This window comes from Shewanella sp. GutDb-MelDb, assembly GCF_002836075.1.
Taxonomy (GTDB): domain Bacteria; phylum Pseudomonadota; class Gammaproteobacteria; order Enterobacterales; family Shewanellaceae; genus Shewanella.
On sequence record NZ_PJBM01000165.1, the window covers coordinates 1 to 20030 of the forward strand.

Sequence of the window (20030 nt, forward strand, 5' to 3'; positions counted from 1 at the left end):
AAATAATAAGGAGTGTCTGATGCGCTTGTTATCTATGAGCATCGCTACACTGATTGTGGCATCTTCAATATCGATTTCAACTCCAGCCTTAGCAAACCAAGATCAATTAGCTGCCAATATTTGTAACTATGTTGTCAGTGATGATAAAAACCGTTTGCGTAAGAAGCTAAAAGAAAGCCGTGTTAAATTGCGTAATATATATGACGGTGTTTCATGTAATGGTGATAGCTTGCTGAGAGTGGCTATGAAGAATGGCTCTAATGCAGTAGGTACCTTTGTCACAAAGAGATTGCCGGTATCTAACCTAGGTCGAGCTGAAAGTGATGGTCTTACTATCGCTGCATGGGCTGAAAGTAATGGCCATTCAGCAAGTGAAATTACGACAGCGATTAAAGAACGTTTAGCTGGCGGTTAATTCTACTTTTCGACGTATATAAATATAAAAAACCGGGACTTCCCGGTTTTTTTATATGTGTCACTTAGTACTAAGGAATAACGGTTTAATGTAAACAGTGAATTAGTATATTAATGCAGTCAGGCTTATGTTGGTTGGAGTGCTATCCGTCTTGCAGGTATTTATTTGGTGTAACAATCATTGTGGCGGATATTTAATCGCTACCAATATTGAAACCAAATAATTTGGCTATAAAAAAGGAGGACTGTAAAACAGTCCTCCTTTTTAAATTATAAAAGTTATTAAACTTTAAATTCTTTCACTGAGGCTTGTAGCTCTTCTGCGAGTTGTGCAACTTGATGGCTAGACTGCGCCGTTTGATCTGCACCCGTTGAAGTTTCTTCTGAAATCGCCGCGATGTGTTCTAGCTTTTCTGAGACTTGTTGACTGACCAGATTTTGTTCTTGCGCCGCATGGGCAATATGGGTGCCAGAATCGTGAGCTTTGTGAACAGCATTACTGATACTTTCAAGGGCGTTATTTGCTTGTTCTGTTTTATCAACACAGGATTTTGCTTGCGAACGACCAAGCTCCATAACCGCGACAGCCTCTTGAGTACCTTGTTGTAGTACTTCAATCATCTGCTGGATCTCTTGGGTTGAATCTTGAGTTCTAGAGGCAAGACTACGCACTTCATCTGCTACCACGGCGAAGCCTCGTCCTTGCTCACCAGCTCGTGCAGCTTCAATTGCAGCATTGAGTGCAAGCAGGTTAGTTTGTTCTGCAATGGCTCTAATCACATCTAATATCGAGCCTATTGAGGCACTGTCTGCATGAACCTTATTAATCACCACTCCAGCTTTTGATACTTCATCAGCCAAGGCAAGAATTGTACGCTTATTTTCATCAGCGATGAGACGCATATGTTGGCTTTCATCGTCTGCCGCTTTTATCTGGCTTAAGGCTTCATCGGCACTCGCTGTCACTTGCAGCGCACTAGAGCTTAGCTGAGTGGTTGCAGTAGCGACTTGATCCACTTGGCTCTTCTGCTCTTGAATGCCTACTGTTGTTTGGGCTGTAATGGCTGAGGTTTCTTCTGCTGCGGCTGCAAGTTGGTCAGAGCGGTCAAGTATACCTTGGATGAGGGCACGTAAACTGTCGACAAGTTTGTTGCAGTTACTTGATAATTTGGCAAACTCATCATGCCCTGAATCATCGAGCTTATGAGTTAGATCGCCTGATGCGAGTACATTGAGCGCGTGATTAATTTTGTCTAATGAACGGCTAAGGGGACGAACGACAGCAATGCTGACCACAATGGCCACCAGAATGGCAATGAGCACTAAGATCAGTGTTTGTATGCTGGCACTATCGATATCTTTAATTGCGCTCTCGCTGACGTCTTTGGAGAATGACTCAATGAGAGAAGTAAGGCTTGTCATCTGCTTGTTGACGTTACTAGCCTCCTTATCAACGGTACTGAGTAAAAGAGACGCTTTGCTAATTAACTCAATCTCTTTGGCTTTTAAGTCAATTAAAGAGTTGTTACCTTTGACGAGTACAAATACTTTTGCCGCTTCAACATTAATCTCATCAATGAGATCCGCTTCGACAACACCTTCCCAGTGGGATGTCACATATTGCAGTCTACTCTTGGTGTCACTGACGATGTAATCGAGCTCTTTAGAAATGGTATTAAATTTTGATTTGTCAGTGGTGCCAATCAAATCAAAGCTAGTACTGACGATACCGCTTAAGCTTGAATCTAGTGCACTTGCTGTGGCGGCTATCTCTTGTTGGATGATGTCTTCGCTCAACTCCATATCGATAAGATCGAGTAAAAGTGACGCGCTATCATCGACTGCCACTTCAACAGCATCGTATTTGTTTTTAATTTGGGATTGAGTTATTAGTGCATTTTCATGAGTAGCAATCATGTTTTCGCTTTCATTTTTAAACTGACCATAGCTACTTTTTAGTTTTCTAATGACCTGGCTAAAATCACTTTTGTCACTCACTAAAGTGGTCAGTTTGCTTAGCTCTTGTGAGAAAGTTCTACTTGCTGATGCAAACTGAGACTTAATTGCCGGTATCGCTTTGCTATCTGGGCTGTGATACGCCACTAAAATTTGCTTCTCTTGCTGAGATAAGGTTTGAGAAAGAAGGTTACTCGATTCTAAAGCTGGCAGGCTGAGCTCTTGCAATAATGTCGTACTGGTTTTTAGCTTATTATTGGTAAACCATGATGCGGTACCTAATACGATAAGCAGGAAGGTCACAACTGTAAACCCTCCAATCACTCTAGTGGCAACATTTAATTTCATAGAAGCTCCGTTTATTATTATTTTATTCTGCTAGGTGACAACAATCACATTGGAAGGCGCGCTATTATGTTATATCGACCGTAGGCGCGTTAAGTTTAACTTTCTTTTAACTTATTTTGAGTTATTTTCTGGTCTGATTCTAAGTGCCACAGGGTTAAATGTTCTCCCCAACAACAGCCAGTGTCGAGCGCTTGTAGTGCTGGAGAGTTCACTTCGCCCATAATTGCTGCCCAGTGACCAAAGACGAGTGTATGTTCAGGGTGAAGTATGGCGTGATGGGTGAACCAAGGTGACAGTTGAGGATTATCACATTGTTCTATGGGTAATTTGCAGTCAAAATCTAGACGACCGTCGGGGTAAAGATAGCGCATGCGTGTCAGTGCGTTAATGGTATAGATTTTCTTATCTAGCTCAGATAGATCATCACTGTAGTGAGCAACTGAGTTAGTGTACATTTTTGCAATCAAAGCGGTTAAGTAATCCGGCTGTTGCAGTGCTTCTGCGACGATATCTGCTTTGTTTCTTAGTGTACTGAGATCCCATAGTGGTGGGATACCGGCATGGGTCATTAGTATGTTCTGCTCGGGATATTCTTGATAAAGTGGCTGAAGACGCAACCAATCAACCAATGCGCCTATATCTGGAGAGGCTAACAACTCGCCTAAATTATCTTTGGGGTTAGCGCGTTTTATTTTTCCATGCACCCCGAGTAAATGGAGATCGTGGTTACCGAGCACCACCTTAGCTGAGCCTTGCAATGACTTAAAATATTGTAGGGTTTGCAGCGATCCCTGACCACGAGCAATCAAGTCACCTACCGCCCATAGGCAATCTATTGAAGGGTTAAACCCCACTTTATTGAGTACTAATTCCAGCTCATCAAAACAGCCTTGAACATCTCCTACAAAATAATTTGCCATGTAACAATAAAATCCTTAATGAAGCAAGCCAGGAATGGCAAGACTGAATGCTGAAATCGGTGCTTTAAACTCATCACCATTACTGTTTTGCATGGTATAGCTACCCTCCATGACCCCGAATGGTGTTTCCAGTACTGTGCCGCTGGTATATTGATACGCAGTGTTTGGCTTTATGGTTGGGGTTTCACCAACGACTCCGGCCCCTTGGACTTCACTTTTACGTCCGTTCGCATCGGTTATACACCAATGGCGGCTTTTTAGGGTTACGTCTTGGTCACCCAGATTAATAATGGTGATGGTATAGCTGAATAAATACTTCTCTTCCTCTGGGGTCGACTGGGCTTCAATATATTCCGTTTTGACTTCAACTTTTACGGATGTCGTACTCTGGGTCATGTTTAGCCTCAAGTATGAAAAATCTGGAATGAGTTAACAGTATAGTAATGGGAGTTGTTTGTAATTGATAGAGAATGTGGTTTGAATCGCAGAAAATAGAAAGGGCAAATTAATGCCCTTTCAAATTGTTTTTAGCCATTGTTGCGGGTAAAACTTACACTTGCTTGTCGATGAACAAATTTGCCATAGCAACGTACTGTTCAACACTTATTTGCTCTGGTCGCAATGTAGGGTCGATATTAAGCTGTGCGAACTCATCATCAGTTAACATGTGTTTGAGGTTATTCCTCAGTGTCTTACGACGCATATTAAAGGCGGTTGTTGTCAAATGCCTTAACATTTCCACATCTTTACAAGGGAAGGGTTTGACTTTAAAAGGCACTAGACGTACCACCGCTGAGTCTACTTTTGGTGCCGGAGTAAAAGACTCTGGTGGAACTTCCAGCACCGGCATGATTTGGCAATGATATTGTGCCATCACGGTAAGGCGGCCGTAGGCTTTAGTGCCAGGGCTTGCCGACAATCTCAATACCACCTCTTTCTGTAGCATGAAGTGCATATTTTCGATGTATTGTGCAAACTCAAATAGATGAAACATGAGTGGCGTAGAGATGTTATATGGCAGATTACCAAACACCTTCATCTGCATATCTTCACGTACTAGCTGTTTAAAATCAAAGTCTAGAGCATCACCTTGGTGGATCTCAAGCTTATCTTTTAGCGTCGGGTGTTTTTTTAGACGCTCAACTAAATCTTTATCTAACTCGACGACGGTTAACTTGTCGATACCGCTAGCAACGGGCTCAGTAAGCGCTGCCAAGCCTGGACCAATTTCAACCATAACGTGATCGTTATCTGGCGAAATAGCACCGACGATTCGATTGATCACGTTCTGATCGGTCAAGAAGTTCTGACCGAAGCGTTTTCTAGCCGTATGGCCTAAATGTACTTTATTACTCATGAGATAACTTTTTCACTAATTCTTTGCAGCCAAATCAATGGCTCTATTTAATGCACAGACAAAACTACCAATATCAGCAGAACCAGTGCCTGCAAGCTCTAAGGCCGTACCGTGGTCGACCGATGTTCTTATGTAGGGTAATCCTAGAGTAATATTGACTGAACTGCCAAAGCCTCTAGCTTTTAGTACTGGAAGGCCTTGATCGTGGTACATCGCGAGTACCACATCAGCATCTTCTAAGTATTTGGGTTGAAATATTGTGTCAGCAGGCAGTGGACCAATAATATTCATATCTAACGCTCGCAACTCTTCGAGCGCAGGTATGATGATATCAATCTCTTCTCTGCCTAAATGACCGTCTTCACCCGCATGCGGATTTAGGCCACAGACATAAATCTTAGGTGAAGGGATAGCAAATTTCTCAACAAGATCCTTGTGTAGAATTTTGACTATCTGGTGTAGTCGGTCTCGAGTAATTGCCTTTGCAACATAAGCCAGTGGAATATGTGTGGTGACAAGTGCAACCTGTAAACCAGGAGCAGCAAGCATCATGACAACATCTTGGCAATTTGCTTGGTTAGCAAAAAACTCCGTATGGCCGCTAAATGGGATGCCTGCTTGGTTAATAATCCCTTTATGCACGGGACCAGTAACCACGGCATCAAATTCGCCAACCATGTTTTTCTCACCTGCAAAACGCAGTGTATCGACAACATAATGGCTGTTCTGCTCATTAAGTTTGCCGCACACCGCTTCGCTCTCCAATGTAAATGGAACAATGGTAAGCGTACCGGCTTCTTGAGCTTTAGGAGGCTGATTTGGCTGGTAAGGTCGCAGTTGAATTGATAACCCAAGCTTTTTGGCTCGAGTTTGTAATAGTTCCGGATCAGCACAAACAACTAGCTCAGCAGGCCAAGCCTGCTGAGCTAGTTGTATCACTAAATCTGGGCCTATACCCGCCGGTTCACCCGGCGTGATAGCGATTCGTTTAGTCGACAATATGGTTAACCTCGATTCGGTTCCGGCTCGAAAATATCGATAAATGCCTCACTACGCATTTCATCTAACCAGTTCTGTAATTCTTCGTTAAATTTACGACGATATATTAACTGATGAGCTCGGTTTGTATTAAATTTATCGGTTGCATCGGTCGTGCGCTTCCCTTCAAGCTGAACAATGTGCCAGCCATGAGTTGAGCGGAATGGCTCGCTTATTTCACCCTCTTTGAGAGAGTTCAATGTTTGTTTAAATGCTGGAACCCAGATGTTTGGATCTGCCCAACCCAGTTCGCCGCCTTTAGCTGCAGAACCAGGGTCTTCTGAATACTGGCGTGCTAAGTCTTCGAACTTGGCGTCACCAGAACGGATTTGGGCTAAGAATCGGTCCAGCATGCTCTTGGCTCGCTCTTCCGAAAGGATCGGAGATGGCGTCAATAGTATGTGGCGAGATTTGACTTCTTTAACTTCCTGAGTCTGTAAGCCGCGTGCATCCATGACTTTTAGGATGTGAAGACCTGCACCACTCTTGATTGGACCTATTATATCACCGACTTTTGCATCGCTAACAACTTCAGCGAAAAGCGTTGGCATTTCGTTGATGTTCATATAATCCCAAAGACCACCTTCAAGTGCTTTTGGACCTGCAGATGCTGCAATGGCAATACTTCTAAAGTCATCACCATCATTTAAGCGTTTCAATACCGTAGCCGCTCTTTTACTTGATGCTTCAAGCTCGGCGCTGGTAGCATTGTTTGGAACATCGATTAAGATGTGACCAATCTGGAATTCTACATCTTTCAAGCCTTGCTCGTTAATCAGCTTGACTAGGTTGTTAATTTCTTGCGGCGAAACTTGGATCCGTCGTTGCACCTGAATACGTTGGATTTCACCGAGAGTCACTTCTTCACGCAGCTGTTCACGATATTGGGCAAAAGAGGTGCCATCAAGTTCGATCTGCGCTTTCATCTGCTCAACGGTTATTTTTTGCTCTTTAGCGATGTTTTCAATCGTTTGGTCTAACTGGAGATCACCAATATGAAGACCGATACGGTCAGCCATCTGCATCTGCAAGCGAGTCAAAATAAGGCGTTCTATAACCTGTGTTCGCAGTGCAGTATCTGATGGTAGCTTTTGCCCTGCGGTAGCGGCATTGGCTTTAATCGTCTTAACCATTCCAGCCACTTCACTTTCTAAAATGATGCCTTCATTAATTTGCACTGTGACGCGATCTAATGGTTCAACCGCAGCGTGAACAAGTTGGCTCATCGCCAATGTTAGTAAAGCAAAAATCAATCGGTTACAGCGTTTCATCCACAAAAATCCTTGGCATTTATGATGTCATTTACAGTATTTTCATACTGGGTTAATGATTCTTTTATCCTGCTTTGACTGCTTGTCATCGGCTAGGTTCAGCATTTTAGCTAATTTTGTTAATTTAGTTCTTTAAATAAAGTGGTTTGCGATAGTTAAAGAGGCCATCATTAAGCATATCGGAGACCCCTAACGGACCTGAGCCACCTAAACCTTTTATCACAAAATTCAGGTAAACACCGCTTTCAAATAGTTCTCGAGTATCATTGACTGGATTGTCTTCGTCAATGTAATTGGTCTTAATGCGGTAATGATAACTCAAACGGAGTGCCCAGCAACATGCTTCATATTGAAATCCGGTATAGGTTTCAACGCTGCGGCTTTCATTGAGGTCATAATACCAGTTTCCAACCAAATATAAGCTGTCATTAATTGGCCATGCACCTCTAAAGCCGACTTGTTTAATATCAACCGACTCGTTGGTATTGGTGTTTAGCAGGTCGGGGACATAGCGATAGCTTGCTTGCAGCAGTTTATTCTTGCCTGGGCGATAATCAACCGTGAGCTCACTTTTCTTATTCTCACTCTCTTTGGCATCATATTGAATTGAGCCACTTAAGAACCAATCAGCATAAAGCTGGGTGCTTAGTTCTGCAGCAAGAGCTGAGTTCGAAGTGTTTTCTTGGACAAAGTTATCAGTACTGCCATTAACGTCATTAAGACCGACACGGCTATCTTCTAAGTAAATAATTTGTCCCAAGCTAAATTTAAATATTTCTTTGTTTTGCTCATCAAACAGTTTGGTGGTTAAACCTAACGTAAACTGATTCGCGTCTGCAATGCGATCTAAGCCTGAAAAACGGCGCTCACGAAAGAGTCCGTTATAGTCTTCTTGTAACTGCGCTGTATCGTAAATACCGATGTTAGATTGATCTTCATAGCCAACATAAAGGTATTGGAATTGCGGTTCCAAGGTTTGGCGGTAATTAGTATCAAAATAGTCAGTAAAGCGCTCAAAATTGATCTGACCGTGAATTCGTACTTGCGGTAAAGTTCGACTAACAGTGTCATCAAGTGTTGAAGTTGATCGATTTGAATTGTCTTCTTGCCAATAATTGGTTTGCAGCAGTTTGACTTCGCTCGTCAATGAGCCCGCTGGGCCATGAATTGGGTAGGAGATGCTTGGCTCAATATGTAAGCGCGTAGCGGTTGAGTATTCACTGTCCTGATGTGAGAAGTTGGTGACTTCGCTCATCAAGTTAACATCAAAGCCATTCCAATATTCAGGTGCTCGGTAGTTAAAGGTGAACTGCGGCATGACTTGGTAAGGTTTCTCTTCCTCTCCAAGTACCTTGATATCTTGTACGCGACCACTAATATCCCAGTTTTCTTCAAAATAACTAATTTCACCAATACGCGTCAATTGGTTATCGGTAGCGCGCTGTACATCTGAATTCAGATCGTTGAAGTAGTTATTGTCTGATACGTCGGTATAATTTGCCAGTACGCGCCAGTTTTTGTCTATTGCACCGCTATGTTCCCAATGGTAAAGGTAACGGTTAGGGCTATTGGTTAACTTGTTATCATCGGGTAAAAATTCAAAGTTCAGTTGACCTTGTTGCTTTTCGCCAGCGAGATACCGAAATTCGGTTTTAGTGTATAAGCCACGAGCAGACATATAGTTAGGGGTAAATGTTAGATCGAACTCTGGCGCGATATTCCAATAATAAGGTGTCGCTATTTCAAAACCGTTAGTAGTACTGGTACTAAAGGACGGGAATAAAAAACCAGATTTTCGTTTATCTGAGACGGGAATTGTCATGTATGGAATATACATAATTGGTACACCACCAATTTTTAGCTTGGCGTCCCAAATCTCTCCCCACTCTTCTTTACTATCAATTTTGATTCTATCTGCTTCTAACAACCATGCAGGTGAATCAGCGGGACAGGTTGTAAAATTGGTTTTCGACATCAACAAGTTGTTTTCTTTGGTGATCTCTAACTTATTGGCATCGCCATGGATCTGTTGGCCATTAAGCCAATATTTAGCGCCTTGTAACGTCGCGCTATTACTGCGCATTTTTGCAACTAAAGAGTCGGCCGTGACGGTGAAAAATTCATCTTGAAATACTAAATTACCGTTAGCGGCTAGTTCTTCAGCTTCTTGATCAAGAATCGCTTCGTCAGCGGAGATGTTTCTGCCACCTTGACTGAAGCTAACATCGCCATTGAATTTAGCTTGTTTGCCCATTTGAGCTTCAGAGCGGTCAGAAATAATGGAGATACGTTCAAGATCTGCAGGATTATCTAAATCATACAGAGGCACATAAGGCTTAACAGGAGGCTCAATAATGCACTGTGAACTTTCAACAGTTGCAGTATTGGCGTCATTTGCCAAGGCTAATTGGGGAAGCAGGCTCAAGGCCAGAAAATAACGGATCTGCATCTTAGGTCAATTAATTATGATTTCTTAGTTTGGACTATTGAAGAAGAGAAAAGTTGAACCCTTTCTTGGGCAACTCAGCCAAATAATTTGTTTCAATCGCTTAGCTGTTTCCATTTTGTCGTTATAATAAAGCAATTTCTTCTTGAGAGCCATGAGGTGCCCTTGTCAGATCCTAGATTTCTTCAGTTAAATGCATGGGTAAACCAGTATTTTAGCACCAATGTGTCACCGGAACTTATTTCGGGAGACGCCAGTTTTAGACGTTACTTTCGAGTTATTGTTGGTTCAGTTTCTTATATTGTAGTTGATTCCCCCCCTAAACTGGTGCCAATCACTCCGTTTATACAGATAGCTGAAACTTATTCAAGATCCGGAATACCTGTGCCTAAAGTGATCGCTAGTGATGCTGAGCAAGGTTTTATGTTGCTTAGCGATCTCGGCGATGTGCAGTTATTATCGGTATTGAACCCCAGCAACCTAAGGCAGTATTACCAACAAGCGTTATTATTGTTAAACGATATCGCTAAAGTCATCGCGACTGATCAAGCAGCATTGCCCATTTATGACGATGAGTTTGTGCTTCGGGAATTGAATATATTTACCGAGTGGCTAGCAGAGCATCACCTTGGATTATCGAGTGATGATGTACGAGCTCAGACAGATATAGCCTTTCAGGTGTTAACCGAAAATGTCAGACAGCAGCCTCAAGTCGGCATGCATCGGGATTACCATAGTCGCAATATTATGCTGCAAGACGATGAATTAAAGGTTATCGATTTCCAAGATGCTGTTATTGGTCCTGTGACCTATGATGCGGTTTCATTATTACGCGACTGTTACATTCGCTGGCCTGAAGATAACGTCAATGAACTCATGCTTATTCATTACAAACAAGTGATTGAAGCGCAGTTATTGCCTGTTGAGGTTAGTTTTTCACAGTATCAGCGCTGGTTTGACTTGATGGGACTGCAACGACATATCAAAGCTGCTGGGATATTCGCGAGGCTAAATTACCGTGATGGCAAGCCTGCCTATATGGCCGATATTCCGTTAACATTGGAATATATTCGTGATATAGCGAGTCGCTATCCTGAGCTGAGTAAATTTAGCCAATGGATTGGAAGTGTCATTATCCCCGCAGTTAAGGCCAAAAAATGAAAGCAATGATTTTAGCGGCTGGACGTGGGGAAAGACTACGTCCGTTAACCGATAGTCTACCAAAACCTTTGGTTGAAGTGGCGCGCAAACCGCTGATTGTATATCACTTAGAAAAGCTAGCTATGGCTGGCTTTAAAGAAGTGGTCATTAATCATGCGTGGCTTGGCCATAAGCTGGTGTCGGCACTAGGTGATGGTGCTAAATGGGGACTGAAAATCTTTTATAGTGAGGAAACGCAGGCTTTAGAAACCGGTGGTGGCATTAAAAAAGCATTAACCTTACTCGGTGATGAGCCATTTTTTGTGATTAACGGTGACGTCTTTATTGATGCGCTGCCTAAAATCGAAAGCTTAGCTGCAGGGGAACTGGCGCATCTTTGGTTAGTCGATAATCCCATTCAACATCCACAGGGTGACTTTGCGCTATTAAATGGCAAGGTTTCAATGTTCGGGGAAAATAAGCTCACGTTTTCGGGGATGGGCGTTTATCACCCGGAGATGTTTACTCAAGTCTCAGCGCAAGCATTTTCGCTTGCGCCGCTGCTGCGTGAAGCTATGGCGAATGGGCAAGTCGTGGGTGATTATTTTGATCATTATTGGTGCGATGTTGGTACGGTAGAGCGTTTGGCACAAATTGAAACACGTGAAATACAAAAGGGTAAGTAATGCGAATTTGGGGTAAAGTTTTCGGTTTTATTATCGGGTTTATGTTTGGTCGTATCGGTGGCGGTATTTTCGGTTTGTGGCTTGGACATATGTACGATCGCCGTCAGAGCCAGCGGGCAGGGATTGGCAATAGTAGTAAGCGACAAGCGCTATTTTTTAATACCACCTTTGCAGTAATGGGCCATGTGGCGAAAGCATCTGGACAAGTAACCGAAGTTGATATTCGGATCGCGAATGCGTTGATGGATCAAATGCGACTGAGTGGAGAGGCTAGAGCGGATGCGCAAGCCGCCTTTAGAGAAGGAAAGGAAAGTAACTTTGATATCCATGCCTGCTTGAAAACCTTCAGATTGATCTCAATGGGGCGCAAAGAAGTATTGCAGATGTTTTTAGAGATCCAAATTCAAACGGCGTTATCAGATGCCACCTTGGATCCTAAAGAGCATTCAATTCTATCGACCATTGCTAAAGAGTTAGGCTTCAGCCAAAAGCAATTAGACGATTTACTTACGCGCTGGCAGGCGGAGTTCAATTTCCATCGAAATGGCGGCAATGGTAACCATACTTCAGTTGAAGACGCTTATGATGTTTTAGGTATGGAAGAGTCGATGTCTGACCAAGATATTAAAAGAGCTTATCGTAAATTAATGAACGAGCATCATCCTGACAAATTAGTCGCTAAAGGGCTACCTGCAGAAATGATGGAACTGGCAAAAACAAAAGCTCAAGATATTCAAGCAGCTTATGATAGGGTTAAGAGTGATAGAGGTATGCGCTAACCCTGCATAATAATGATTAACGAGAAGGATCTGTTATGAGAAAAAGCCTAGCATTTGTATTGACCGCGTTTTGTTCTTTGCCCGCAGTGGCTGAAGTCTATGTGGCCCCCTTTGGTGGTTATAGCTTTGGCGCGAGTGATTTCGATATTTACAGCACCCAAAGTGAAGATAATGGCACCGTCAAAGTGTCTGAAGCTGAAAACTATGGCGTGATGTTAGGTTTTACGACTAAAGATCCTGGCAATGTTTACCTGCTTTATAGTCATCAATCGACTGATCTACGTGCCAGCGGCACTTTCAGTCCCGATGTTATCACCAAAATGGATGTTGACTATTTTCATGTCGGCGGCACTTTGTATTTTCCAATGAAAGACGTTAAGCCTTATGTCACCACCAGTTTGGGTTTAACTCAAATGAGACCCAGCGGCGCCTACTCTAATGAGACCCGCTTTTCAGTCGCATTAGGAGGGGGCGTAGAGTATCAAGTAACCAGTGCATTTTCGTTGTTCGCTGAGGTTAAGGGTTACGCGACCTTTGTAAATTCAAATAATGAACTGTTTTGCAGCGGACAGGGTTGTCTTTGGAATATTCAGACGGACATCATGTGGCAAGGCCAAGCTAATATAGGGGCAAGTCTTAAGTTTTAGGGCTTAAGCTTTAGCGCTTAAGTTTTCCAGCCAACATTCCAGCGTGAGAATAATAGATGCAGATAGTCATTTTAGATGGGTACACACTAAATCCAGGCGACCTAAGTTGGCAGCCTCTTGCCTCAATGGGTGAGCTGTCCTGTTATGAACGGACTGCACCACAAGACGTACTTGCTCGCTGTAAAGATGCCGAGATTTTGCTGACCAATAAAACTGTACTCGATGCAAAGACCCTCAAGCAATTGCCCAATCTTAAATATATTGGTGTACTTGCAACTGGGACTAATGTTGTTGATATCGACGCTGCCACTGCACTTGGGATCCTAGTGACCAATGTGCCAGGTTACGGGCCTGATGCCGTTGCACAAATGGTATTTGCCCATATCCTCCACGCGACTCAACAGGTAGCGCGTCACTCAGAGGCTGTGAAGCAAGGTCAGTGGTCTGAGAGTGAAGATTTCTGTTTTACTTTATCGCCACTGCAATCGTTAAAAGGTAAGACATTAGGCTTGATAGGTTTTGGTGATATTGGCCAAGCGACGGCTCAAATTGCAAAGGCATTCGGTATGCGGGTTATCGTGAATACTCGTAACGCTAAGGTTGTACTCCCCACTGGCTGCACTTGGGTTACGCAAGATAGCTTGTTTGTGGATGCGGATATTGTTTCGCTACATTGCCCCTTAACGGCGAGTACTGATAAGTTAATTAATCGCAGTGTATTAAAGCAGATGAAGCCCACTGCAATGTTAATCAATACTGCTCGTGGTGGCTTGGTTGATGAGCTCGCGCTGGCTGATGCGTTAGCGCAAGGGCAGATTGCTTTTAGCGGCGTAGATGTGTTGTCGAGCGAACCTCCACAAGCAAGCAATCCTCTGCTTAAGGCGCCCAATATTAGTATTTCACCGCATAATGCATGGGCAACAATTGAGGCTAGGCAAAATCTACTGAATATTGCGGTTAATAATGTTAGCGGCTTTCTAAAGGGTGACGCTGTAAACACGGTTAACTAACGGTTGGTGCCAGTCAAAATATTAAAGCCCTTTATGTAGCGTTACATAAAGGGCTTTTTGCTAACGGGCTTTTGACTACAGAACTTTTTACTAGAGAATGACCTTAACTTTATTAGCCGAGGCGAGGGCTTTATCTACTGCTCGTTCAATCGTGGTGTCTCTGGCTAAAGCGACCCCTAAGCGTCTTGAGCCATCTATCTCTGGTTTACCAAATAATCTAACTTGAGTATCTGGCTCAACTAATGCTTCTGCTATACCTGAAAACTGAATGTTGTTTGAGTGTCCCTTTGCCAAGATCACTGCCGATGCACTGGGGCCGTGTTGAACAATATTGCTGATAGGTAAGCCCAATATAGCCCGCACATGTAGCGCAAATTCAGATAAATCTTGGCTTATCATGGTGACCATGCCGGTATCGTGTGGTCTTGGTGATACTTCTGAGAAATAAACTTCATCACCCTTAATAAAGAGTTCGACACCGAACAAGCCATAACCCCCCAGCGCTTGCACTACTTTCTCGCCGATGTCATGTGCCTTTGCCCTTACGACATCAGACATAATCTGTGGCTGCCATGATTCTCGGTAATCCCCCTCTTCTTGACGATGGCCAATCGCATCGCAAAAATGAATACCATTAATCGCGCTAATCGTCAGTAGGGTGACCTCATAATCAAAGGCGATAAACCCTTCGACAATAACCCGTCCACCGCCAGCTCTTCCGCCTTCTTGAGCATAATGCCAAGCAGCATCTATTTGAGATTCAGTGCGGATAACGCTTTGACCCTTACCTGATGAGCTCATTACGGGCTTTACCACACAAGGTAAACCAATAGCGGTAATGGCTTGTTTGAATTGTGTTTGTGTGTCGCAAAAAAAGTATGGTGAGGTGGGGATTGCTAATGTTTCAGCTGCTAGACGGCGAATACCCTCTCTATCCATCGTTAATTGAGTGGCTTTGGCGGTTGGGATGATGTTGACCCCTTTTGCCTCTAACTCAACCAATGCTTGAGTGGCAATCGCTTCAAGCTCTGGGATCACAAGGTCTGGTTTTTCTAACGAAATGACTTGCTCTAGTGCTGCTGCATCAAGCATGTTGATGACGTGACTGCGGTGAGCTATCTGCATTGCTGGTGCATTGGCATAGCGGTCAACAGCAATCACTTCAATCCCAAAGCGCTGCAGTTCAATCGCCACTTCTTTGCCTAATTCACCCGATCCAAGAAGCATCGCGCGTTTTGCGCCCGCACTTAACGCTGTACCTATCATGGTTTGTACCTTTATTAGTCGTGTAGGGGGCTTACTCTCACACCAAGTCATATCACTGGTTTGAGGCAAGGTTTATTATGATTATTAGTCTACCCTGAGGTTAAACCTTCTAAAGTAAGATAGGTAATAAATGTGTGGCAGATCACGTAGTTTTAGAAAAAAAGCGCACGCTAATATAAAGTTTTAAATCAAATAAATATGGCTTTGTACGACATTTGTTGCCAAGATGTTTTTATTGCGGTGGGGATAATTAATTCCCGTAATTAACACATTTAAAGGAGTTCGCTGTGTTTTTAGATTACTTTGCATTAGGAATTATCTTTTTTGTCGCCATTTTTATTTTTTATGGTGTGATAGCAATTCACGACATCCCTTATGAAATAGCAAAAGATCGAAATCATCCTCAGCAAGATGCTATTCATGTTGCTGGTTGGGTTAGCCTTTTTACGCTACACGCTATCTGGCCTTTTTTGTGGATCTGGGCCACCTTGTATCGCGAAGATCGTGGTTGGGGTTTCAACCAAGTTATCGAGAAAGAACAGATTTTAGACAGCGAGGTCAAGGGCTTGACTGAAACCGTGAGAAAATTAGAACAAAGGTTAGCCGCTGTTGAAGGTCGTCATACTGCTGTAGAGCAGGTCGAGCCCGTTGTCGAAGAGACCAGTGGATCACTAGAGGGGAAGGCGTAGCATGGACTTATTACTCGTTCTTACTTATACCGCAATTTGTATCGCTATTTTTAAAATATTCAAGATCCCACTGACAAAATGGACGGTCCCGACAGCAATTTTAGGCGGCATCTTTATTGTTGGCGCATTGATTGTATTAATGAACTACAACCATCCTTACACACCTTTTGCTAAAGAGATGTTCGTTACAACGCCGATCAACCCGCTAGTACGAGGAGTGGTCGTTTCAGTGGACGTTGAGCCAAACACATCGATCAAAAAAGGTGATGTATTATTTAAGCTCGATCCTACGGGATATGCAGCCATTGTAAAACAAAAGCGCGCAGCGTTAGTGGCGGCAGAGCTTGAAGTGCCACAACTGAAAGCCTCTTGGGAGATGGCTAAAGCTTCAGTGGTAAGAGTGACTGCAGATAGAGATAGAACCAAGTCAGCTTATGCTCGTTACGAAAAAGGTCGTAAAAGAGGCGGTGCAAACTCACCTTTTACTGAGTTAGAGCTTGATAATAAACGCCAACTTTATTTAGCATCAGAGGCACAATTGACCGCTGCCAATGCTGACGAATTAAGAGTGCGATTAGCGTTTGAGTCAAATGTAGATGGGGTTAATACTAAAGTTGCAGGGATCCAGGGCGAGCTTGAAAAAGCACAATTTGACCTAGATCAGACCGTGGTTAGAGCGCCTGCTGATGGCATGGTGACACAGTTGGCATTACGTCCAGGGATCGTAGCGGTGCCTATGCCGCTGAGATCACTGCTCAGTTTCATACCTGATGACGACCGTATTTTTGCAGGCTCATTTTGGCAAAACTCTTTATTAAGACTGCAGGAAGGTGACGAAGCCGAGGTTATTTTGGACGGTGCACCAGGTGTCGTCTTTAAGGGCAAAGTCGCGCAGATATTACCTGCGATGGCTGAGGGGGAGATCCAGTCTGGTGGTCGGCTTATCACTTCTAGTATTATGACGGTACGTGGCAGAGCTATCGTTGTGATTGAGCTAGAAGATCAGGATGAAATTATTAAACGCTTCCCTGCTGGTGTTTCTGGCCATATCGCAATTTATACTGAACATTTTGCGCACGTGGCGATAATGCGAAAAGTCTTGTTAAGAATGCAAGGTTGGCTGAACTATCTATTCCATTAATGGCATAGTGTATAAGCGCAGCGTCATGCAATTGTTGAAAGGGACCGTTAAGGTCCCTTTATTATTGGTTTTACATTGAATAGGCAGTAAAGAATGCAAGATATCAGGGATTTGACAGCAGTTTTGCGTTCCAATACTCCCATTGTGATTATCGAAACCTATGAAGAGTACCGAGTCATTGAGTTGCTCAAAAAGGTGTCGCTGGTACTGTATCAACCCCTGTTCAGTTGGAGTATTACGCAAGGGCTATCGCGAGTCGATAAAGACATGGGAGTGCAGAAGTTTAATAGTGAGCCTAGCGATATTTTGGGGCAGATAAAGTCGACGACCCAACGTGGGATCTATGCACTTTGCGATTTTCATCCTTTTGTTATTGATGAACCCAAGAATATACGCTTACTTAAAGAGATAGCATTGGAGTATGAAGCGCTGCAGCACACCATAGTGTTGATTAGTCATGCCTTTGAGATCCCGGCAGAGATTAAGCGCTATTGCGCTCATTTTCGACTGTCATTACCTAATAGTACTCAGCTACTTAATATTATCAATGAGCAGGTTAAGCAGGCTAATCAACAAGGCTTTAATATTGACGTCGATGAGTCAGCGGCGTTAAAACTTGCTGATAATCTAAGAGGGGTGACCTTTGATGATGCTCGTCGTTTGGCACATAAAGCCATTGTGGATGACGGTGCGATCACTTACTCCGATATCGATATTGTTAACCGTGGTAAGTTTGAACTGCTCAATATGGATGGGGTACTGCAGTTTGAATACGACACTAGCGACTTTTCTCAAGTGGCGGGTTTGCATAACCTTAAAACATGGTTGCAGCACCGTTCGCCATCATTAGGTCACGCAAGTGCGATCGACAGTCCCAAAGGTATTTTACTGTTAGGCGTGCAGGGGAGTGGTAAAAGCTTAGCAGCCAAAGCGGTAGCTGGATTGTGGCAAAGGCCTCTGCTAAAGATGGACTTGGCAGCGCTTTACAATAAATATATCGGTGAAACAGAGAAGAATCTTCGTCAAGCGCTCGAACTTGCTGACGTGATGTCACCGTGTGTTTTGTGGATTGATGAAATAGAAAAAGGCCTAAGCAGTGGCGACAGTGACGATGGCACATCGAAGCGGATCCTTGGGACTATTTTGACTTGGATGGCCGAACGAGAGTCCGATGTGTTTCTGGTTGCCACAGCCAATGATATTAGCGCATTACCACCAGAGCTGATGCGTAAAGGGCGAATGGATGAGATTTTCTTTGTCGACTTGCCGGATGACGAGATCCGCAGAGCGATTTTTCTTATCCATGTTAAAAAGCGTAGTCTTGATCCGAGTATTTTGAACTTAGCTCAGCTTTCTATGGCAAGTGAAGGTTTTTCGGGGGCTGAAATTGAGCAAGCTGTTATCTCGGCCATTTATACCGCAAGAGCCACTAACCAAGATGTTGATCAACCCCTTCTGATTGCAGAGTTAATGAATACACGACCGTTATCGGTTGTCATGCGTGAAAAGCTGGCAGGATTAAGACATTGGGCGGCAGATCGCACGGTAAACGCGCACCGTTAATCAGTCGGTGGATTCATTAGATTGTTATAGTCAGACAAAGCTGTTTGCAATGGATATTTTGCGCTAGTTCCATAGAGTTTGTAGCCTATTTCTTAAATAAAATAGGCTACAAACTATGATGAATACAGCAGTATTCATCAAGTCCTATTACGCATCACAATTTCCCTCTTATACATCACATGAGCTTGTCGAATCGTTGCAACTTACCAGAAAAAGGCGGAGAAGTTGAACCCTTCAGGAGTGTATCAAAAACGACAATTTGATGTTTCATATACAGATTATAGTTACCATTGGTAATCAAAACTGATTTCAACTGGAACGCCCTCTACAGTGAAAGGTAAAACATCATCCAATGTTAGCGTTACTTTTAGTGCAGCCTTCTCACCATCGAAAGGGCCAGAGAGCTGCTTAGGGATCTTAGTCACCAGTTCAGTAGGTTCTTCTATCTTGCCCCTTATATCCTGCCCGTTGGGTAACTTAATGGTGGCTTGCTGGCCGATCTCAACGTACTCGAGATATTTAGGATCTAAATAGGCTAATACCACGGGCTTATCTCTGCCGGTTAGCCATAGTAAGGGTTGATTCACATTTACTTGTTCACCAACTTGTACCAAAGTGTCCTCAACCCTGCCGGTAAACGGTGCCATTATCTTCATCTCTGTTTGTTTTGACTTTAGCTTGGCAAGTTGAGATTTAAGTTGATTACGCGTTTGAGTGACTACACCCGCAATGCTCTGAATATGTTGCCGTTCAAGCTCATGTAGCAGGTCAACCTTAGCCTGCTCTAATGCCATTTTAGAAGCGGTATTGGCCTGCATAACCATGGCCATATCAGAGGTGGGTACCACCCCTCTTTTCTGAAAATCTAAGTAGGTAACGAGCAGATCATCTTGGCGCTTTACACCATGATGAGCCACTTCTATACGACCACGTAACCTTTGTAATACCTGTTCTCCATCAAAGGATGCTCCCCCTTCGAGCCCCTTTAGTTGTCGAGTGAGCTCTGTAACTTGGGCATCTAATTCTGGATCTGCAATCACCAATAAATCTCCACCTTTCTCTACTTCACCTCTGGCATGGTTCTCCACACTTTTCACCATACCTTTACTGGGTGCTCTCATCTCCAATGGTTCAGCTGTAATGATCCCCGGAGCAAGCACAAAGATATAAGGCTTTGCCAATATCCAACTCACTAAAAGGACAGGAGAGGCCACCAAAAATAACAGCATGTACCATCTAAATTTAAAACCAGCCCGTTTAGCTGCAGAATATTTAACCTCGACGCCATTATCTACATCTGGCTTATGAGCCTTAGGCGTCGCTTGGTAATTTACTTTCATCTTAATATCCCTGCTTCAT

At 43.4% G+C, this 20030-nt stretch carries 18 protein-coding genes; 9 read left to right on the forward strand and 9 right to left on the reverse strand.

Translation table 11 applies throughout. From position 1 onward, the window contains the following. The first annotated feature begins 19 nt into the window (after positions 1-19). Positions 20-415: a DUF3718 domain-containing protein gene (locus CXF82_RS07430; RefSeq protein WP_101091337.1), complete on the forward strand. Its 396-nt coding sequence runs from the start codon at positions 20-22 to the stop codon at positions 413-415. 281 nt (positions 416-696) lie between these two features. Here the strand turns inward: CXF82_RS07430 and CXF82_RS07435 are convergent, their stop codons facing one another. The 7 genes from CXF82_RS07435 to lptD all read right to left on the reverse strand — a co-directional run bounded on the left by CXF82_RS07435 (position 697) and on the right by lptD (position 9753). Continuing rightward, on the reverse strand, positions 697-2718 hold the full coding sequence (locus CXF82_RS07435) for a methyl-accepting chemotaxis protein (RefSeq protein WP_101091338.1): 2022 nt from the start codon (positions 2716-2718) through the stop codon (positions 697-699). Between the two features lie 95 nt (positions 2719-2813). Next, on the reverse strand, positions 2814-3638 hold the full coding sequence (locus tag CXF82_RS07440; protein ID WP_102043942.1) for a symmetrical bis(5'-nucleosyl)-tetraphosphatase: 825 nt from the start codon (positions 3636-3638) through the stop codon (positions 2814-2816). 15 nt (positions 3639-3653) lie between these two features. Continuing rightward, positions 3654-4034, reverse strand: a complete 381-nt coding sequence (gene apaG / locus CXF82_RS07445) for a Co2+/Mg2+ efflux protein ApaG (RefSeq protein ID WP_101091340.1) — start codon at positions 4032-4034, stop codon at positions 3654-3656. Between the two features lie 154 nt (positions 4035-4188). Continuing rightward, entirely contained in the window at positions 4189-4995 is an 807-nt protein-coding gene (rsmA, locus tag CXF82_RS07450) for a 16S rRNA (adenine(1518)-N(6)/adenine(1519)-N(6))-dimethyltransferase RsmA (RefSeq protein WP_101091341.1), read from the reverse strand. Positions 4996-5010: 15 nt separating this feature from the next. Next, positions 5011-5994 (reverse strand): 4-hydroxythreonine-4-phosphate dehydrogenase PdxA, encoded by a 984-nt coding sequence (gene pdxA / locus CXF82_RS07455; RefSeq protein ID WP_101091342.1) that lies wholly within the window; start codon positions 5992-5994, stop codon positions 5011-5013. 5 nt (positions 5995-5999) lie between these two features. After that, on the reverse strand, positions 6000-7304 hold the full coding sequence (surA, locus tag CXF82_RS07460; protein WP_102038389.1) for a peptidylprolyl isomerase SurA: 1305 nt from the start codon (positions 7302-7304) through the stop codon (positions 6000-6002). Positions 7305-7428: 124 nt separating this feature from the next. Continuing rightward, the gene (gene lptD, locus CXF82_RS07465; protein ID WP_101091344.1) at positions 7429-9753 is read right to left on the reverse strand and encodes an LPS assembly protein LptD; all 2325 of its coding nucleotides are present in this window, start codon (positions 9751-9753) and stop codon (positions 7429-7431) included. Between the two features lie 156 nt (positions 9754-9909). Between lptD and CXF82_RS07470 the strand changes: the two genes are divergently transcribed. The 5 genes from CXF82_RS07470 to CXF82_RS07490 are packed head-to-tail and all read left to right on the forward strand — an operon-like array spanning position 9910 to position 14012. Then, complete coding sequence (locus CXF82_RS07470; protein WP_101091345.1) at positions 9910-10911, forward strand: aminoglycoside phosphotransferase family protein; 1002 nt, start codon at positions 9910-9912, stop codon at positions 10909-10911. Continuing rightward, the gene (gene murU, locus CXF82_RS07475; RefSeq protein ID WP_101091346.1) at positions 10908-11576 is read left to right on the forward strand and encodes an N-acetylmuramate alpha-1-phosphate uridylyltransferase MurU; all 669 of its coding nucleotides are present in this window, start codon (positions 10908-10910) and stop codon (positions 11574-11576) included. The genes CXF82_RS07470 and murU overlap by 4 nt, the downstream gene beginning before the upstream one ends. Beyond that, positions 11576-12355: a co-chaperone DjlA gene (gene djlA / locus CXF82_RS07480; RefSeq protein WP_101091347.1), complete on the forward strand. Its 780-nt coding sequence runs from the start codon at positions 11576-11578 to the stop codon at positions 12353-12355. Before murU ends, djlA begins: the two co-directional genes overlap by 1 nt. Positions 12356-12390: 35 nt before the next feature. Then, positions 12391-13002 (forward strand): outer membrane beta-barrel protein, encoded by a 612-nt coding sequence (locus tag CXF82_RS07485; protein ID WP_101091348.1) that lies wholly within the window; start codon positions 12391-12393, stop codon positions 13000-13002. A 56-nt stretch (positions 13003-13058) separates the two neighbouring features. Next, a complete protein-coding gene (locus CXF82_RS07490) occupies positions 13059-14012 on the forward strand; it encodes a D-2-hydroxyacid dehydrogenase (RefSeq protein WP_101091349.1) in 954 nt (317 codons plus the stop codon). Positions 14013-14102: 90 nt separating this feature from the next. Here the strand turns inward: CXF82_RS07490 and purT are convergent, their stop codons facing one another. Continuing rightward, the gene (gene purT / locus CXF82_RS07495) at positions 14103-15278 is read right to left on the reverse strand and encodes a formate-dependent phosphoribosylglycinamide formyltransferase (RefSeq protein WP_102038387.1); all 1176 of its coding nucleotides are present in this window, start codon (positions 15276-15278) and stop codon (positions 14103-14105) included. Between the two features lie 287 nt (positions 15279-15565). Between purT and CXF82_RS07500 the strand changes: the two genes are divergently transcribed. The 3 genes from CXF82_RS07500 (at position 15566) to CXF82_RS07510 (ending at position 18671) form a co-directional block, all read left to right on the forward strand. After that, positions 15566-15967 carry a DUF3302 domain-containing protein gene (locus CXF82_RS07500; protein ID WP_101091351.1) on the forward strand — a complete coding sequence of 134 codons (402 nt, stop codon included), beginning with the start codon at positions 15566-15568 and terminating at the stop codon, positions 15965-15967. A 1-nt stretch (position 15968) separates the two neighbouring features. Further along, on the forward strand, positions 15969-17108 hold the full coding sequence (locus tag CXF82_RS07505; protein ID WP_102038386.1) for an HlyD family secretion protein: 1140 nt from the start codon (positions 15969-15971) through the stop codon (positions 17106-17108). 93 nt (positions 17109-17201) lie between these two features. Beyond that, complete coding sequence (locus CXF82_RS07510) at positions 17202-18671, forward strand: AAA family ATPase (RefSeq protein WP_101091353.1); 1470 nt, start codon at positions 17202-17204, stop codon at positions 18669-18671. 284 nt (positions 18672-18955) lie between these two features. On the opposite strand, the gene CXF82_RS07515 is transcribed toward CXF82_RS07510, so the two are convergent. After that, positions 18956-20011 (reverse strand): HlyD family secretion protein, encoded by a 1056-nt coding sequence (locus tag CXF82_RS07515; protein WP_101091354.1) that lies wholly within the window; start codon positions 20009-20011, stop codon positions 18956-18958. Between the last annotated feature and the right edge of the window lie 19 nt (positions 20012-20030).

Bases quoted from the DNA above. Each gene is read 5' to 3' on its own strand.
- CXF82_RS07505 (WP_102038386.1), top strand. From the start codon at position 15,969: ATGGACTTATTACTCGTTCTTACTTATACCGCAATTTGTATCGCTATT.
- surA (WP_102038389.1), bottom strand. From the start codon at position 7,304: ATGAAACGCTGTAACCGATTGATTTTTGCTTTACTAACATTGGCGATG.
- djlA (WP_101091347.1), top strand. From the start codon at position 11,576: ATGCGAATTTGGGGTAAAGTTTTCGGTTTTATTATCGGGTTTATGTTT.
- CXF82_RS07515 (WP_101091354.1), bottom strand. From the start codon at position 20,011: ATGAAAGTAAATTACCAAGCGACGCCTAAGGCTCATAAGCCAGATGTA.
- CXF82_RS07430 (WP_101091337.1), top strand. From the start codon at position 20: ATGCGCTTGTTATCTATGAGCATCGCTACACTGATTGTGGCATCTTCA.
- CXF82_RS07485 (WP_101091348.1), top strand. From the start codon at position 12,391: ATGAGAAAAAGCCTAGCATTTGTATTGACCGCGTTTTGTTCTTTGCCC.
- CXF82_RS07440 (WP_102043942.1), bottom strand. From the start codon at position 3,638: ATGGCAAATTATTTTGTAGGAGATGTTCAAGGCTGTTTTGATGAGCTG.
- rsmA (WP_101091341.1), bottom strand. From the start codon at position 4,995: ATGAGTAATAAAGTACATTTAGGCCATACGGCTAGAAAACGCTTCGGT.
- lptD (WP_101091344.1), bottom strand. From the start codon at position 9,753: ATGCAGATCCGTTATTTTCTGGCCTTGAGCCTGCTTCCCCAATTAGCC.
- CXF82_RS07435 (WP_101091338.1), bottom strand. From the start codon at position 2,718: ATGAAATTAAATGTTGCCACTAGAGTGATTGGAGGGTTTACAGTTGTG.
- CXF82_RS07490 (WP_101091349.1), top strand. From the start codon at position 13,059: ATGCAGATAGTCATTTTAGATGGGTACACACTAAATCCAGGCGACCTA.
- apaG (WP_101091340.1), bottom strand. From the start codon at position 4,034: ATGACCCAGAGTACGACATCCGTAAAAGTTGAAGTCAAAACGGAATAT.
- purT (WP_102038387.1), bottom strand. From the start codon at position 15,278: ATGATAGGTACAGCGTTAAGTGCGGGCGCAAAACGCGCGATGCTTCTT.
- CXF82_RS07510 (WP_101091353.1), top strand. From the start codon at position 17,202: ATGCAAGATATCAGGGATTTGACAGCAGTTTTGCGTTCCAATACTCCC.
- murU (WP_101091346.1), top strand. From the start codon at position 10,908: ATGAAAGCAATGATTTTAGCGGCTGGACGTGGGGAAAGACTACGTCCG.